The organism is Empedobacter falsenii (assembly GCF_013488205.1).
Taxonomy (GTDB): domain Bacteria; phylum Bacteroidota; class Bacteroidia; order Flavobacteriales; family Weeksellaceae; genus Empedobacter; species Empedobacter falsenii_C.
In genome coordinates, this window is record NZ_CP040908.1 from 2083212 (window position 1) to 2099801 (window position 16590).

Sequence of the window (16590 nt, forward strand, 5' to 3'; positions counted from 1 at the left end):
ATAAGGTGTTTTTACTTTAAATGAACATAAAGTCTATTTAGATTATAAAATTTTTCTCATTCCCCTAATTTTTGATTTAGATCGGGATCATTAGTATAGCTTAAAAGTTGATAGAACTCTTTTTTTATCAGTTAAATGAGATGGTTCAATTTTTCCATTTAACCAAGGTCTTCCTACTTTTATAAACCGGTGTCTCATTCTTAAATCTTAAACATACCAATGAAATTTTGATTGAAATTCATGTCCGTTATCTGTTTGAATTGTATTAATTCTGAAAGGAAATTTATCTACAACATAATTTATGAAATCAATTGAACTTAATTGATTGTGCTTTTCATAGATTTTAAGCGCTCTAATTCGTGTAGCATCATCAATTGCTGTATATTGAAATCTCTTGATTTTATGGCCATTTGCATCTTGAAAAATTAGAAATTTAACATCAACCTGTACATGATGACCTGGTGTTTCTTTTTCGTATAAAATACTATGTATGGCTCTTCTAGTAACCTTCTGTCTAACCTACCCCTATTATTACGCTTTAGAATACGACAAACTCTTGATTCTTATATTAAAATATCATACTAATATTCTAAATACCAATTAATTCGTCAAGTCCTTATTTATGTTCTTTTCAAAGTTCTAATACTTTATTTACAATTTCTTGCTTGATATGATTGAGAAATATACGAAAAGTTAATTTCTTTCTGAGTAGACCTTCTTCTCCGTATTCATAATATTCCTATTTCCATTTATAACTACAGTTTGTTATCTGATCAAATAATCGAGAATTAAAAATTCGAGTAAGTATTATTAATTTATTTTACTACTTTTTCTCAAAATCAAGTAGCCTAATACTCCAGCAATTAAAGATGTTAATAAAACGGCTAATTTAGCTTCATCAATTAATATTTCACTATTAAATGATAAATTAGATATAAATATAGACATCGTAAAACCGATACCAGCTAATAATCCTACACCTAAAATATGGTTTAAATTACTCCCTTCTGGTAACTGACCAATGCCAAATCTTGAGCAAATAATAGAACTTAATACAATACCTATTGGTTTACCAACTAATAAACCTAATAAAATACCTAATCCTAAAGGAGAGGTTAATCCTTCAAGCATCTCGTTATATATAGTTATATTAGTATTAGCAAATGCGAAAATTGGAATAATAATAAAGTTTACAGGCTTTACTAAGGCATGTTCTAATCGTTCTAATGGCGATTCTTGATCAGTATTATTTGTTGGTAAAGTCATGGCTACTAATACACCTGCTATTGTAGCATGTATACCCGAATGATGTACAAAATACCATATAAATATTCCTGGAATCAAATATAAATAAGGATTCTCTACGTTTAATCTATTCATTAACACTAATACTCCTAGGCCTACACCCGCATACATTAAATACACTAAGTCTATACCTGATGAATAAAATAAAGCTATCACTAAAATAGCTATCAGATCATCCACTATAGCTAATGCAGCCAAAAAAATCTTTAAACTTATCGGAATCCTTTTGTCTAACAATGATATAACTGCTAATGCAAATGCAATATCTGTAGCCATAGGAATTCCCCATCCACCTGAAGTATCCAAACCTATATTAAAACATATATATATTAACGCAGGCACTATCGCACCACCCATTGCTGCTAAAATAGGAAGAATAGCTTTTTTAGGTGATGATAGTTCACCTTCTACAATTTCTCTTTTTATTTCTAGACCTACAAGTAAGAAAAAAATAGCCATTAATCCATCATTAATCCACATGCTTGTACTATACTTTAAATGAATCCAACTATTTTCGACTCCAAATTCATAAGATAATACACTTTTTAATGTGTCACTTAAAGATGAATTAGCTATAATTAAAGAAATCAGTACGCATAAAAAAAGGAGGAAACCTCCAAAATTACTCGACTTAATAAATTCTTTGAATATTTTTAAATTGATAGAACTAGCCATAATTTAACTTTTATTATTTTAGAGCAAGATAATAAAAAATATGCAACCTCATAAATTGGCTTTTATTGGGTAAAATTTAATCTATAATATATCGTCATCTCATACTAACATTTCTGTCAATAAAAAAAGTTAAACGATTTATCAATAAAACCATCATTTCGAGTGAAATTCTGAAAGAGTTTTGTATCGAGAAAAAGGGTTTCAAATGTTCAAATAATCTGGTTAAAATAAGACTGCCTTATATAGAACAATTCTAAAACTCCTCAAAAATGAGATCTATTTTTAAAAAAACAAGATGCATTAACAAAAAATCGTCTGTTTTATCTAAAAATAGGTATTGACTTGCTCAATAACTTCTCTGAACTTTGTATAACACTAACCGTTAACATTTTAGCATTAACCATAAAATACAAAAACATGAGAAAAATTGCACCGCTTATACAAACACTCGTCTGCTACCTATTTATCATATTGTTTATTTATACAGCTGTGAGTAAACTAATAGATTTTGAGAATTTTCAAATTCAATTGGCACAATCACCATTACTAAGTGTATATGCAGAATTTATAGTTTATACTAAAAAAATTAGTATAGGAATTGTTATTGCACTATTGCTTCTAGTTAGCAAACGAACCTTACAACAATAACGAGATCACAGTTTGATTCCTTTTATCAAACTTGAAGGAAAAATTCTTCTTTTTTAAAGAAAATAAACCCTAAAAATAATAAGTCAAAAGGTCGAATTTATAAAAATGACGTTCACAAAAGTGTGTTTTTTATAAAAAATATAAAAAAATTAAAAAAACAGACACCATAAAACACTATTATTCAGTAAGTTATTTTACAAAAAAGACGAATTTATAAATTCTACCTTCCATTTATGTTTTTGCTCCTCTTGTTTGCATTGAATCTCTTTTACAAAGTCTAATTTTATAAGAATCAATATTTTATCGCCAATAAATTATTGAATATGAGTTGAATTATTAAGATATAAATACAAAAAATGAAAAAAATAACTCCTATTATACAAACACTCATCTGCTACCTATTTATTGTTTTGTTTGTCTATGCTGCAGTCAGTAAGCTCATCGATTTTGAAACCTTTCAAACCCAGCTGGGACAATCGCCAGTTATTAGTGCTTATGCAAGCATTGTTTCTTATGGAATATTAATTATTGAACTATTAATATCAATCCTACTGGGTATCAAAAAATATCAAAAATTGGGTTTATACTGTGCCTTATTTTTGATGAATGTATTCACCATATACATTATCATTATTCTAAAATTTGCTCCATTTACACCATGTAGCTGTGGAGGTATTTTAGAAGATATGGGGTGGAACGAGCATTTGATTTTTAATCTTCTTTTTATTTTACTTGCTATTTTAGGCATTATTTTAATGAATAGTAATTATCGTCTTACAGCATCTAAAATAGGTTTAATTTTTCTTGTAGGTATACTGTTCATGATAGGACTTTTTCAAAAGAGTCGATTTGAAAAAAGCTATAACAATAGTTTTATTCGCGAATTTCTTCCTCATCATTCAAATCAATTATCTAAATTAAATTTAAAACAAGAAGGTTTTACTATTTCAGGGTTTGATAGCTGTTATGTTTATCTATCTCATCCTTCTGCTCCTCTCTATCTATTGCAATATGATTATCATACAAATAAAATTGACACGCTTCATCTAGAAATTAAGAAAAAAGAATTACCCTATAAGCGATTAATTACACAAGTCGATTACCCTACATATGTAATTGGTGATGGCTCTATTGGCATACTTCAAATTGGTCAATTAAATGCTAAACCTACTCTCCTAACCTATTATCAAAATGTGTATTATAATTCATATGCTCTTGGAAATAATCATCATATTGGATTTGTAGCTGCAGAACCACAAACTAGATCAAATTTATTAGGTGTTATATATCCTAGCGAAAAAGGTGAAACTATAAAATTAAATAAGACTAGTCTAAAAAATCAAATCAACGGAACATTTGACACTGATGGCTTATTGATTTGGAACAAAGAAAATAATCATTTTTTGTATAGTTACTATTATCGAAATGAAGTGATAGTATTGGATACTATGATGAATGAACTATATCATTTGAATAGTATTGACACCATTACCACAGCACAAATTGATATGGCTTATTATCCAAAAACTGACCAGTATAAAATAGGACCTCGCACAATCCGTGTGCACGAATACAGCGCTACATATGGGGATAAACTCTATATCTACAGTAGACGTTTTGGAAAATATGAAGAAGAAATAAGTGGTACAAGCATTATTGATGTATATGATTATCCTAATAAAAGTTATCTCTATAGTTTTTACCTGTATCATTTACCTCAAGAAAAATTAAGAAATTTTAGAGTGTTCAAAAATTACATTTTCGCTGTAGTTAATAAAGAGCTCTATTTCTATAAATTAATAAAATAACGTTGCAACGCAGGAGAAAGACCGAACACCTGTAAAATATAGTAGGTCATCATTTTAAATCACAAAATTATGAAAACACGTTTTTTAAACAAAATTTTACCTTTAGGAGTGGGTATGATGGCTGTTGCATTTGCTTTTGCAACTGAAGGAAAATCATCAACTAAAGATGAAAGTTCAACACTTTACATCTACGATAATTTAGAATGTACAGAGGTAAGTACGGAATGTGACAATGTACAAAATTATCCTTGTACTTTTAACGGAGAACGCGTGCACTTAATCAAAGATTCGCAAACTTCGTGTAGTGTAGCGCTATTTAATAGCTTCCAAATGGATTAATAAATTTAATAAAAACGGAAAAGATTGTCCTATGGACAATCTTTTCTTTATTTCAAATACTTATCAAACCAATTCTCAATTTCAATCGTTAATAATTTTTGATTGACTGGTGTAACAACACTATGCCCCTCTTTATTGAACAATAACATTTTTACAGGTTTATTTAATCTTCTTAAACCAGTATACAAATAGGTGTTCTGATACCAGTTTGCATTATCATCTTCTTTGCCTGTCCATATTAGTACAGGTATTTTAATTTTGTCCAAATGATACAAAGTCGTATTATTGATATACTCTTCTTTAAATTTATAAAAATCAGGACTCATCCTAAATTGTTGGTTTTCTATACGCCACATCTGTTCTTTTTTCATTGACCAAGAAATATCATGATAATAAGTAACTAAATCTATTGTAGTAGAACCAATCACCGCTGTTTTAAAATAATTGCTCTGGGTAATTACAAATCCTGTTTGATAACCACCAAACGAATGTCCTATTAATCCCACTCTATTTTTATCTATAGATTTATTTTCGAAAACTTTATCCAATGCAACTTCCAAAGATAACGTAGCTGCTTTTCCAGGGTTATTTTTCAAATAGACAATATCAGGTAGTAAAATAAAATACTCTTTCGACAATAAATTTAAAATATTAAATCCCGTATAGTTACTAAAAGAAGGTGGATCAAACAATTTTGCACTTTCTGAATTCTGTTCATAAACGGATACTATGAGTGGGTATTTTTTATCAGGATTATAGTTAATAGGATAAAGTAAAGCTCCTTTCAATCGTTCATTATTTATTGGAACATCATAATAAACTAATTCTTCGTCTTTTACATGAAGGTTTTTAAGCTCTTTATTGGTTTCATAAACCACCCGTAAATTGTTTTGAAGATTATAATTATAAATAATTGGCGAAAGATTGAACTTACTTAGCTTAAAATAGATTTGGTTATTTTGATAGAAAAAATAGTCAATATTTCCTTTTAATTTATCATGTAGTTTCAAACCTTTACCTTTCTTCCAAGTTGCCCAAGAAGAGCTATGGTTTTCATAAGACACTTTTAAATAAATATAATCTTTTGGGTTTATACTTCCTCCACTAGCCACCAAATTAAAGTCATTAAAAATTCTGTATCTTGTTTTAGTATCTCCACTATTTGTTATCTTTTCAGTGCTGTTATTTTCTGTATTAAATAACCAAATATCATATTGACTATAAATCATTAGAAACTTCTCATCATCAGACCAAATTGGTCCAAATCGACTATAAGGCAACTTTAGTGTTGCTCCATCCACCCATTCGCTAAAAAACTTATCTTGAATATTTTGGGTTAAATTTCTTTTAGTTTTTGTTTTAATATGGTATAACCACCAATCCTTCTGATCAAAATAGACGATATAATTCCCTTTAACTGAAAAATTAAAATTTCCTTCCTTCGTATAAATATGTTGAGCAATTAATGTTTGTGAATTATCATCGTGAGTTTTCAGGTATAAATCGCTAAAAGGAAATTCAAAAAACTCGGGTTCATATTGTAATTTATTATAAACAATAGAATTGTTCAATATAGGATTTGTTATATAGGAAGAGTATGCAGTATCAGTTAGTTCTTTAATTTGATTGTTTTCAATATTCCATTGGTAAAGAAAATTAAATTTTTCATTTTTTTCATACTCATTTTTTCTCGGAAAAATCCATTTATCTGCACCTTCCCATACTTCCATCATATTCTGATTTGAATGGCTATTATTTATCTTTTGATTAAAATATACAAATTTTCCATCAACAGGTTTTTGAAGATTTAAGGTTGACGTATCAAAACTATTATTCATTGCTTTCTCAATACTTTTTTTACTATAAATGTTATAGTTCGTGAATAAATCTTTTTCCGAAAAGAATAGAGATTCACCATTATCAGCCCATTCTTGCCAATTTAAATCGATCACTGGTTTAGAAAAAATGATATCTATATCATTATTCTTTAATTGGATAAGTTTTAAATAGTCACTCCCTTCTTCATTTGTCGTTAATGAAAAAATGTTTGATATTGGATTCCAATTATTTACATACCCATTAAATTTTGCTATAACACTATAATTATCTAAATTGATTAAAACAGCTGATTCCTTATAATTAATTGCAATAACAGTATTAGTACTATTGAGTAAATAAGATTGACAATTAGCATATTTATAATCTTTTAACTGTTTTAAATCTTTTATCGTAAGATCTTTTTTATTATTTAAATAAATAAATTGGGTTTCTGTAAATTCTGGTTTTCTGATTTCATTGAATTCAAAATCAATATTTTTTTGAGCATTCAATAACTTATATTTTCTTTCCATCCTATTATCAAGTTCGTCAAAAAATACCCAATCCCCTTTTGGACTAATTTTATTTAAAAAAATATCTTTTGTCCATAAAGAATCCGCAATATGTCTGGTATTATTTTTTTGAGCATTACAATAACTATGACTAAAAATCAATATTAGTAGTACTCTTATAAAAGTATTAATTATTTTCATTTTAATATCCTTGATTTTGAGGTAGTAAATTTTGATTCAATATTATTTCCGATTCTGGAATTGGAAAATATTGATGAAAATCTTGAAAAGAAGGTTTTAAAGGAAGCAAGGTCTGTGATAATAAACCAAAACGCTTTAAATCAAACCATCTGTTACCATGTTCACAAAATAACTCATGTTGACGCTCATTGAGAATCGCTTCAAATAGATTTTCATTTGTGTTACTAATTCCATTTAGACCTGCTTTATTTCTAATTGAATTGATATCAGAAATGGCTTCATTTTTCTTATTGGTATTAACATATGCTTCAGCTCTTATTAAAAATATTTCTGGTAATCTAAAAACAATCGAATATTCGCTACTTGAAGCAAGCGTATTGATTTGTTTGTATTTAGAAGAAAAGAACCAATTACCATTACTAGATGATTTTACCCAATAAATTTTTCTCAAATCCCCATTTTCAAAACTATTTAGAAAGTTCTTTGTTAAGGCAATATTATTAGGATTTTGCCCTGTAATCGTGAAGATTGGGGCTTCGTTTGTAGGACTTCCTTCTTTGGCAGTTTTTAATTGAAAAATAGTTGAAGTGCTATTTTTTAGAAATTCTGTATTTATATCATTCACCAATTGAAACCGATTAGAATGAATAATCAAATCCGAATAATTTATTGCCTTATTCCACTCCTTGTTATATAAATGAATTTTAGCTAATAAAGCATAAATTGTAAATTTGTTAATACGTGTATTGGTATTAATATTAGCATCTTGTAATAAGACTAATGCATTTTCCAAATCTTCAATTAAGTTAGCATATATTTCCGATTGACTATTTTTATAACACTTACTATTTACCAAGTAATCAGTAGACTTTATGTAAGGAATTTCATTATAGATCGTATAAAGTGAAAAATGCATAAACGCCCTAAAAAATAATGCCTCAGCCATTAATGTATTTTTTGAACTAAAGTGAGAATTTTCTAAACCTTGAATACTGGCATTCGCCATGTAAATTAATTTATACGAATTTGTCCATATGGTTTTTACTTCTGTATTATTTGTGTCTATATGATGCAAATAAATATCATTAAGACCCGAAGTAGGATTTCCATAATAATCAAGTTCATCTGCATATAATCCGAAGAGGATACTACTGCTTGATAGCTTACCATTGTAAATCGAATTATCCCTAAGTTCGGAATACAAATTGAGTATGGCTCCATTAGCTGTCGTTTCATTTTCAAAAACATATAAACTTGGCAATTGATTCGTTGGAAAATCAACTTCAACAAAATCATTACAGCTAAAAATTAAAAAGAATAAAAGGAGGATATTAAATTTAAGTATACTTGTTTTCATAATTAAAAGTTTATAGTTGTACCAATAGATAACCTTTTTAATGGAGGTAAATAGCCAGATGTTTGCTCTGGATCTCCACCTTTAAAAGGTGTAATTGTAAATAAATTCATCCCTTGTAAATAGACTTTAGCTTTAATCGATTGATCTTTTTTTGAAGGGATTTGATAAGAGATTGCAATATTTCTTAATCGAATAAAATCCGCTTTACTGAATACAGCATCACTTTGTTTAAACTGGCTACTTGCGCTTACAGCTGCTGCATTCGTACCAGAAGTTGGTTTTTGATGTGAAGCATTAGGATTATCCACACTCCAATAATCTAAACTAGCAATAGGCATATTATTAAAAGTTCCCATCGTAGATGTACCTGCCCATTCGTTATAGGCTATTTTTTTACTCCAATAGAACGTAAAATTAAAATTCCAGTTTTTATATTTCATATCGTTTGTAAGGCTACCATACCATTTTGGTGTTAAGTCGACTATAGCCTGTTTATCGTCGGTAGACGTTATTTTACCATCCTTATTAAAATCTTCAAACGTATATAAACCCGTCACACTATCTACACCTGTGTACTTATAAAATTTATAGATGGATAATGGATATCCTATCTGATATAAATTGCGATAACTAGAAGTTTCTAAATTTGGAAATTTTTTAAGGTAAGTTGTAGGAAAAGTCCATTGCATATTTACATTCCACGAAAAATGAGAAGAATTAATCACATTAGATGATAGCAGAAACTCAAAACCTTTGTTCACAACATCCGCATCTAAATTTGCTTGAATTGAATTAAACCCTGTTGTAGCAGGTAAACTATACCCTACCAATTGATTAGATGAAGTATTATAATAGAAAGAAGATTCGAGATGTAACTTTTTAAAAAGGTCTATTTCGAATGCGATTTCTCTTTTTATATTTTTTTCCCAAGAGAAATTCGGGTTATATAATCTCGAAGGATTAAGACTTACATTCCCTTCGTATAAACCATCACTGATGGAATACGTATCTAAATATTGGTAGTTACCAATTTGGTCGTTTCCAGTTACTCCGACACTTCCTCTTAATTTACCAAACGACAACCAATTCGAATTACTGAATGCGTTTTCTTTTGAGAATATCCATGCTGCTCCTACTGCACCAAAATTAGAAAATCTATTTTCTGGCGAAAATCGACTAGAACCATCTCGTCTCCCTGTTAAATTAATGAAGTATTTATTCTTAAAAGAATAATTGATTCTAAGATATGTCGCCATATAATTGTAAAAAGAATTGGCTTCATTTAAAATACGTAATGTCTTCGCTGCACTTAATCTTTTTAGTAAAGAATTATCTAAAAACCCAAATCCATATAAACTCAAATCTTCAGTTTCTGCTTTTGAGAATGTAAAACCATACGATAAGTCGATCTTATTTTCCTTAAAAGTCTTATTGAAGTTAAGTTGAGGTTCAATAATCCAACTATTTCTTTTCCCTAAATTTTGATAACTATTCGATGATTCTAAGCTTGACGCATTGGAAGCAGGATTAAGCCTAGTATGTGGGTTAATTTGAAACTCTGTGAGTTCAGTCTGATTAAAACCTAGGTTAATCTTAGCGGATAGTTCGTCTGTGATTTTATAATTTAAATTTGAACCAAGATTTAATAAATAGGTTTTGTTATTGTAAACACTTTCCAAAGCAGCAATCGGATTATTCCATGTATTATTTTCCCAATTTATTCTCCCATCATTCGTATAAATAGAAGGACTATTGGGGGCTAACGATCGCGATACTCGTGTTAAATCTGTTTGTGGCAGTTTATTACGATCAAATCCGAAAGAAGTATTCAAATTAAAATTAAAACGTTTATCAGTTGAAGTATGATTTAAATTTGAGTAAATCGACGTTTTATTGTAATAAAAATCACCAAAATAAACAGACGATTCCTTTACTAGATTAACACCAACCATAAAAGAAGTATATTCAGAACCTCCATTCACCATAAATCGAGCTGTTTGATTACTCCCTATATTTCCAATTAGCATACGTTGCCAATCCGTATATCTTGTCTGATCCCATGTCCCATTCACATCATAGGCATTAAATGGAAAAGTGGTGATTCCATCATTACTAAATGCTTGTTTTCTTAACTTAATATATTTTTCTGTATTTAAAAGATTGACGTATTTAGTTATATGATTAATACTGCTATTGAAATCTACATTAAAACTTGTTTTATTTTTAGTTCCTTTTTTAGTCGTTATCAAAATCACCCCATTTGCACCACGTGATCCATAAATAGCGGTAGCATCTGCATCTTTTAACACCTCTATACTTTCAATAGATTGTGGGTCTATAGTATTCAAAGGATTTACTTTACCACTTGGTATAACCGAACCACTAACAGTTGCACTACTTGAACTACCTATATCAAACGGAACTCCATCTATTATAAACAAAGGATCATTCCCCGCATTTATACTATTCTGCCCCCTTAACCGAATGGTATAACCACCGCCTGCTGTTCCTATAGTTGGGGTAATTTCTAAACCTGCTACTCTACCCTGCAACGCATCCAGCACATTATTCACCGGCTGATTTTCTATTTCCTTTGCGGTAACACGTGCAATTGACCCCGTACGTTCTTTGTCTTTTACGGAATAGTATCCTGCATTCACCACCACATCTTTCAGCTGAATACCTTCCTCCTCCTGTGTGAAACTTACATTTATCACGCTTCTATTCAACACTTCTTCTTCTCGAATAGGAAAATCCAATTGCTCAAAAATTAACCTTGCATCATCATGTTGTAAAGTCAACGAGTAGTTTCCATTATCATCGGTAAAGGTGGAATTATCGGTTCCCTCCTCTTTTACCATTACACCCACTAGCGGGACTTGAAGTTCTTTTACCGTTCCAGTCACGGTTTTTCCTGTTTGTGCCAACAAGGGTGTTGCACAAAACAATCCCAATAATACAGCAAATGACTGCCTACTGAGTTTGAAGTAAAATTTTTTCATAATTTTACATAAGTTTTTTAATTCAACATTAGTTTTAAAAGCCACTCCTTTTCCTGTACATCGCGCCAACTTTGTTTTAGGGAAAGGGGTTTTGTTTTTACGTTATAAGTTCTACGCTTAACGTTCTACGTCTTTATTCTTATTAATATTCAAATTCGTTATCTCTTTCAAGAACGAATTCTAAAACCGTCATTGCTGAAAAGTCGAGCGTCAATTCGGCGTAAGGAGCGTTAAAAATGATTTACTGTTCGCATTTCATATGCGAATGATTCAAAGCATTTAGCGAGTAGCCATTATTGACCGACTTGTAAGCACAGACTTGACTTTTTTGGTTCGTTTTTGTGTCAAGACTTCCCCGAAGGGTATATGAATTCATTTGAAAACAATAATATCTCATGAATAAAAATGAACATATAATTATTAATCAACTTGTAACAATTTTTACCTAAGCTCCACTGGAGCTTCTCCTTTTAATTTCAAATTCTTAATCTCAAATGTTTTTTTATCAAGATTCCCCGTAGGGCATATGAATTCAAATGAAAACAATAATAACCCATGAATAAAAAAATGAATAATCTTAATCATACTTTCAACTTTTTGACACTCGCCTCCAAATCATATGACATTTTTATGATCCTTTTTCAATACTCAAATCCACTTTTTAACAACGAATTTTGTCATTTTGGGCTAGTCTCAGAATCGCATCCTTTATAAATCCCCCGATATAGACAAGTTTTAAAAATTACATTAATAAATGAAAAAAATTAACACTAATCATTTTATGAAGATCATTTATACTCTTTGTGTTGTCTTCGGGGGATAGAGTGTGAATCTGTTTACTCTTTCATAATTTTACATTAGTTTTTTAATTCAACATTAGTTTTAAAATCAACTACTTTCCGTGTACATCGCGCCAACTTTGTTTTTGGGAAAGAGGTTTATTTTTACGTTGTAAGCTTAACGCTCTACGTGTTTTTTCTTTCTCGTTGTAACATTGAGTGATTTTCGTTTCATAGAAAAAGAAAATAGTATCGAAATGTCTTTTCTGTCATTCTGGGCTTGTCTCAGAACCACATTCAATATGTCATTTCGAGGTATTGAGAAATCTATTACTATCACTTTTCAATTCTATTAGAATCGAATAACCATCTTTGCATTTCTATTTTAAGAAATACATATTTATAGAGAGTGTATTTCACTTGATTTGTAGAGGAATAAAACCAAGTGTATTGTATGAAGTTCAGTGCTATTTGTAATGGAAGAAACGACCAAAAACAAAAAGGCATGGAACTTACAAATCCGAATAGAGGTACTGCCATACCAGGAACGAATAAGTAAGCCCACGCCCTAAGACGTGAGCAAAGATACTTATTTTCCCGTTCCTATTGAAAATTGGCAGTTTTCTATTCAGGAAAAAATAAGACTAAGCTTATATATTTATTTTAATAAAATTCTCTGTATTAATTTTATACATTCAAAAGTACAAATTAAAATCGAATAGTACAATATATTGTACCATTATTTTATTCAAATAGTTACAATTTTATTTTTAACTAAGAATAAAATGACAGAAAAAGAGAAATTAGGTATTTATTTAACCTCTTTGAGAAAGGATATAAAAAGTTCAGATTATATTGATAGAAGTATATCACAACAAGAATTAGCTGATAAAACTAAAGGACTTTCCAAAAATACTTTATTATCAATTGAAAATGGAAGTGCTAATCCAACTCTAGATTCACTAATTATTTTAGCTAATGCTTTAAATCAAGATCAATTAAATATTTTTAATATATCAATAGATGTTAAGAAATATATTAAAGAGAATAATCTTGATTTTTAGTTTAAAAAAATATAAGATATTAAGTAATTAAAAACGTTTTGTTTAAAATCAATATACTAAATTAGTTGTGTTAACTTGTAGGCATGGTTAAAGTTAGTAATAGTACTCTGGAGTTAGTTTTAGGTTTGTATAACTCCAGAGTATTTTATTTTACATAAATACATCAGATTAATATAAAGAAAGGGTTCTATAAAGAACCCTTTCTTTATATTACACAATAATGGTTATAAATTAGATTATTTTATATATTTGTTATTTATACGAAGTACAGATGTAGATGTTTTTTAAAAAATAAATGCAATAGTAGTTTCGTGAATAAACAATGTTAGCTGTCATTCTAAAACCACACACTATAACAAATTTCAAAATATGAGTTATTTTTCAGAAGAAAGTATTGAAGAAGATGAAAGAAGAAATGAAGCCTTTCAATTACTTTGTGGAATTCGAGAAGCTGTTAGTATCGCTAAAAGAACAAAACAATCAATTCCATATAGAAAAGCTCTTGAATTAGCGTATGACTTATCACCTGAATTACATAAAGAACTGTCAGATTTATTAACCAAAGCAAATGAAAGTGATTTAGTTAAATATTATAAGCAAAAAGCGGAGTTAATTTCAACTGAAGAAGGAATTATAGTATTTCCAGAAGATATTATAACTAAAGACTTAGATGCAGAAAAGAAACTTTTGATAATTGGAGAAAACACTAACTTAATTCAACGAAAAATTTTTGAACTCGAAGCTGCTTTAGAATATTTTCAGCCTGAAGATATTTCTGAAAATTTTATATTAAATCATGATTTTTCTTTAACATCTAAACATCCATTTTTTGAAAAAACACTTTATAATAACGCGAAAGTTAAAGATTATGAGCTTAGTGATAAACGTATTTTACGTTTGAGATTATTGCATCCAGATAAGGCTGAAAGAGTTATTGGTTCAGACTTAGTATATGAGCAATTTAATCTACGAACCAATAAAGTAAGATTTATTCATTTACAATATAAAACATGGAATAATAAAGTCTTATATTTTTCAAATGGAAATATTTTAGACCAAATAGATAAACTAGATAAACATATATGTAAATCTGGTTATTGCAATAATGAAAACGGAAATAAACATTCAAGTAATTATCGTTTACCATATTGCGCAGCATTTTTACGACCAACTAATTTTTTAACGAAACCAGACGCAAACTTGGTTTCTTCAGGAATACATTTGCCAATTTGTATGGTAAATAAAATTAAAGAATCTGATAATAAAATTTCAAATAAAAATGTAATAGGTAAAAACATTGGTCATCGTGTATTTGAAGAATTATTTATAGAAAATCTAATTGGCTCTAATTGGATACCTATTGATCAATTAGAAAAATTCTACATTGAAAAAGGAATAACTAGTCAAACTGCAAGAATTAGAGTTCATGCTCAAGAAGTAATCGAAGATAATCGTAGTGAAGCTGAAAAAGTAAAGAACGACAACTAATAACTAAGCTTTCGTCTTGCCACCTATTGGATTGATAGTAGATATAAAAAGCTCCAAAAAGGAGCCTTTTATATATTGTTTTTTATTAACCTAAGTCATTAATAACCTCTCTGAAACTACCTAAAGCAGATTCTATATTATCTACAATTTCTTGTGCTAAAATATCTGGTTCAGGTAGATTGTCTAAATCCGTTAGAGATTGATCTTTTATCCAGAAAATATCCAATGATGTTTTGTCTCTTGCGATGATTTCATCATAGGTATATTTTCTCCAACGACCATCAGGATTTTCCTCCGACCAAGTTTCCGCACGGTTGTAAACATTCTCTGAATTGTAACATTTCACGAAGTCTTGTAAATCAGCTTCGCTTAATGGCTTTTTCTTTAAGGTATGGTGTACATTCGTGCGGTAATCGTAAATCCACACTTCTTTCGTTTGTGTTTCTTTCGAAGCAGCTTTATTCGTGAAGAATAGTACATTAGCCTTTACTCCATTGGCATAGAAAATACCAGTAGGTAAACGTAAAATCGTATGTAACTCTGTAGTTTCTAATAATCGCTTACGAATTTCTTCTCCTGCACCACCTTCAAACAATACATTATCGGGTAAAACGACTGCTGCTTCCCCATTAATCTTTAATAGGGTTTTGATGTGCTGCAAAAAGTTTAACTGCTTGTTTGATGTTGTCTCCCAAAAGTCTTGACGGTTGTAACTCATATCGTCACGCTCTACTTCGCCTTCTTCATTGGTTACCGTATACGAACTTTTCTTCCCAAAAGGTGGGTTTGCTAAGACATAATCATAAGCATTAGCATCAGATGATATTAAGGCATCCGACGACTTAATTAATGGTTCTCCATCAATTTCACCAATACCGTGTAAATACAAATTCATTAAACACATACGACGCGTACTTGCTACGATTTCGTTTCCGTGGAATGTTGCATCTTTTAAGAATTTCTTCTCATCCCGGTCTAGAGATTGCTTGCTTAGGTAATCATAAGCCGCTAAAAAGAAACCACCCGAACCACAAGCAGGATCGATGATGGTTTTCATAGGCTTCGGTTGTACACATTGCACCATAATATTAATTAGTGGACGCGGTGTAAAATATTGCCCAGCTCCTGATTTGGTGTCTTCTGCGTTTTTCTCTAATAAACCTTCGTAGATTTTCCCTTTGATATCCGACCCCATTGATGTCCAATCTTCTTGATCAATTAGGTTGAGGATACGCAATAATTTAGCAGGATCTTGAATCTTATTCTGGCTCTTGGCATAGATTTGGCCTAACATTCCTTTTTCTGAAGAAAGCGTACGTAATAACTGCGTGTAGAAACTTTCTAATTCGGCACCATTTTTAGCACGTAAACTTTCCCAATCGCATAAATCACCGTTGGGGATTTCATTTCCATCTATGTCTTTGATTCGCGGTAATTGAATGTTTTTGCTATACGGTGGTTTGTTTAATTCATCCACCATTTTAAGGAACAATAAATAGGTAATTTGTTCCAAGTAATCTCCGTAACCTACGCCATCATCACGCATGACATTGGCAAGGTTCCATATTTTTGATATAATTGCTGACTCAGTCAT

10 protein-coding genes and 1 pseudogene are annotated in these 16590 nt (G+C 29.9%); 5 read left to right on the forward strand and 6 right to left on the reverse strand.

Translation table 11 applies throughout. The annotated features are described in order from the left end of the window. Positions 1–59: 59 nt before the first annotated feature. Both FH779_RS17720 and nhaA read right to left on the reverse strand, forming a co-directional pair. Positions 60–563, reverse strand: a pseudogene (locus FH779_RS17720) (IS481 family transposase); the annotation flags it as partial. A 247-nt stretch (positions 564–810) separates the two neighbouring features. Beyond that, positions 811–1980: a Na+/H+ antiporter NhaA gene (gene nhaA / locus FH779_RS09730; protein WP_180904522.1), complete on the reverse strand. Its 1170-nt coding sequence runs from the start codon at positions 1978–1980 to the stop codon at positions 811–813. A gap of 417 nt (positions 1981–2397) precedes the next feature. Between nhaA and FH779_RS17725 the strand changes: the two genes are divergently transcribed. The 3 genes from FH779_RS17725 (at position 2398) to FH779_RS09740 (ending at position 4775) form a co-directional block, all read left to right on the forward strand. Further along, the gene (locus FH779_RS17725; RefSeq protein ID WP_347881529.1) at positions 2398–2628 is read left to right on the forward strand and encodes a MauE/DoxX family redox-associated membrane protein; all 231 of its coding nucleotides are present in this window, start codon (positions 2398–2400) and stop codon (positions 2626–2628) included. Between the two features lie 356 nt (positions 2629–2984). Continuing rightward, positions 2985–4436, forward strand: coding sequence for a MauE/DoxX family redox-associated membrane protein (locus tag FH779_RS09735; RefSeq protein WP_180904523.1), 1452 nt, complete (start codon positions 2985–2987; stop codon positions 4434–4436). A 69-nt stretch (positions 4437–4505) separates the two neighbouring features. Next, complete coding sequence (locus FH779_RS09740) at positions 4506–4775, forward strand: DUF6520 family protein (protein ID WP_180904524.1); 270 nt, start codon at positions 4506–4508, stop codon at positions 4773–4775. Between the two features lie 47 nt (positions 4776–4822). On the opposite strand, the gene FH779_RS09745 is transcribed toward FH779_RS09740, so the two are convergent. The 3 genes from FH779_RS09745 to FH779_RS09755 are packed head-to-tail and all read right to left on the reverse strand — an operon-like array spanning position 4823 to position 11665. After that, a complete protein-coding gene (locus FH779_RS09745; RefSeq protein ID WP_180904525.1) occupies positions 4823–7306 on the reverse strand; it encodes an alpha/beta hydrolase family protein in 2484 nt (827 codons plus the stop codon). 1 nt (position 7307) lies between these two features. Next, positions 7308–8663, reverse strand: a complete 1356-nt coding sequence (locus tag FH779_RS09750; RefSeq protein ID WP_180904526.1) for a RagB/SusD family nutrient uptake outer membrane protein — start codon at positions 8661–8663, stop codon at positions 7308–7310. Positions 8664–8665: 2 nt separating this feature from the next. Then, positions 8666–11665, reverse strand: a complete 3000-nt coding sequence (locus tag FH779_RS09755) for a SusC/RagA family TonB-linked outer membrane protein (RefSeq protein WP_244957942.1) — start codon at positions 11663–11665, stop codon at positions 8666–8668. Positions 11666–13229: 1564 nt separating this feature from the next. Between FH779_RS09755 and FH779_RS09760 the strand changes: the two genes are divergently transcribed. After that, entirely contained in the window at positions 13230–13508 is a 279-nt protein-coding gene (locus FH779_RS09760; protein WP_180904527.1) for a helix-turn-helix domain-containing protein, read from the forward strand. 369 nt (positions 13509–13877) lie between these two features. Then, positions 13878–14996 (forward strand): hypothetical protein, encoded by a 1119-nt coding sequence (locus FH779_RS09765; RefSeq protein ID WP_180904528.1) that lies wholly within the window; start codon positions 13878–13880, stop codon positions 14994–14996. A gap of 85 nt (positions 14997–15081) precedes the next feature. Here FH779_RS09765 and FH779_RS09770 read toward each other — a convergent pair whose 3' ends face one another. Further along, entirely contained in the window at positions 15082–16590 is a 1509-nt protein-coding gene (locus tag FH779_RS09770; RefSeq protein ID WP_180904529.1) for a class I SAM-dependent DNA methyltransferase, read from the reverse strand.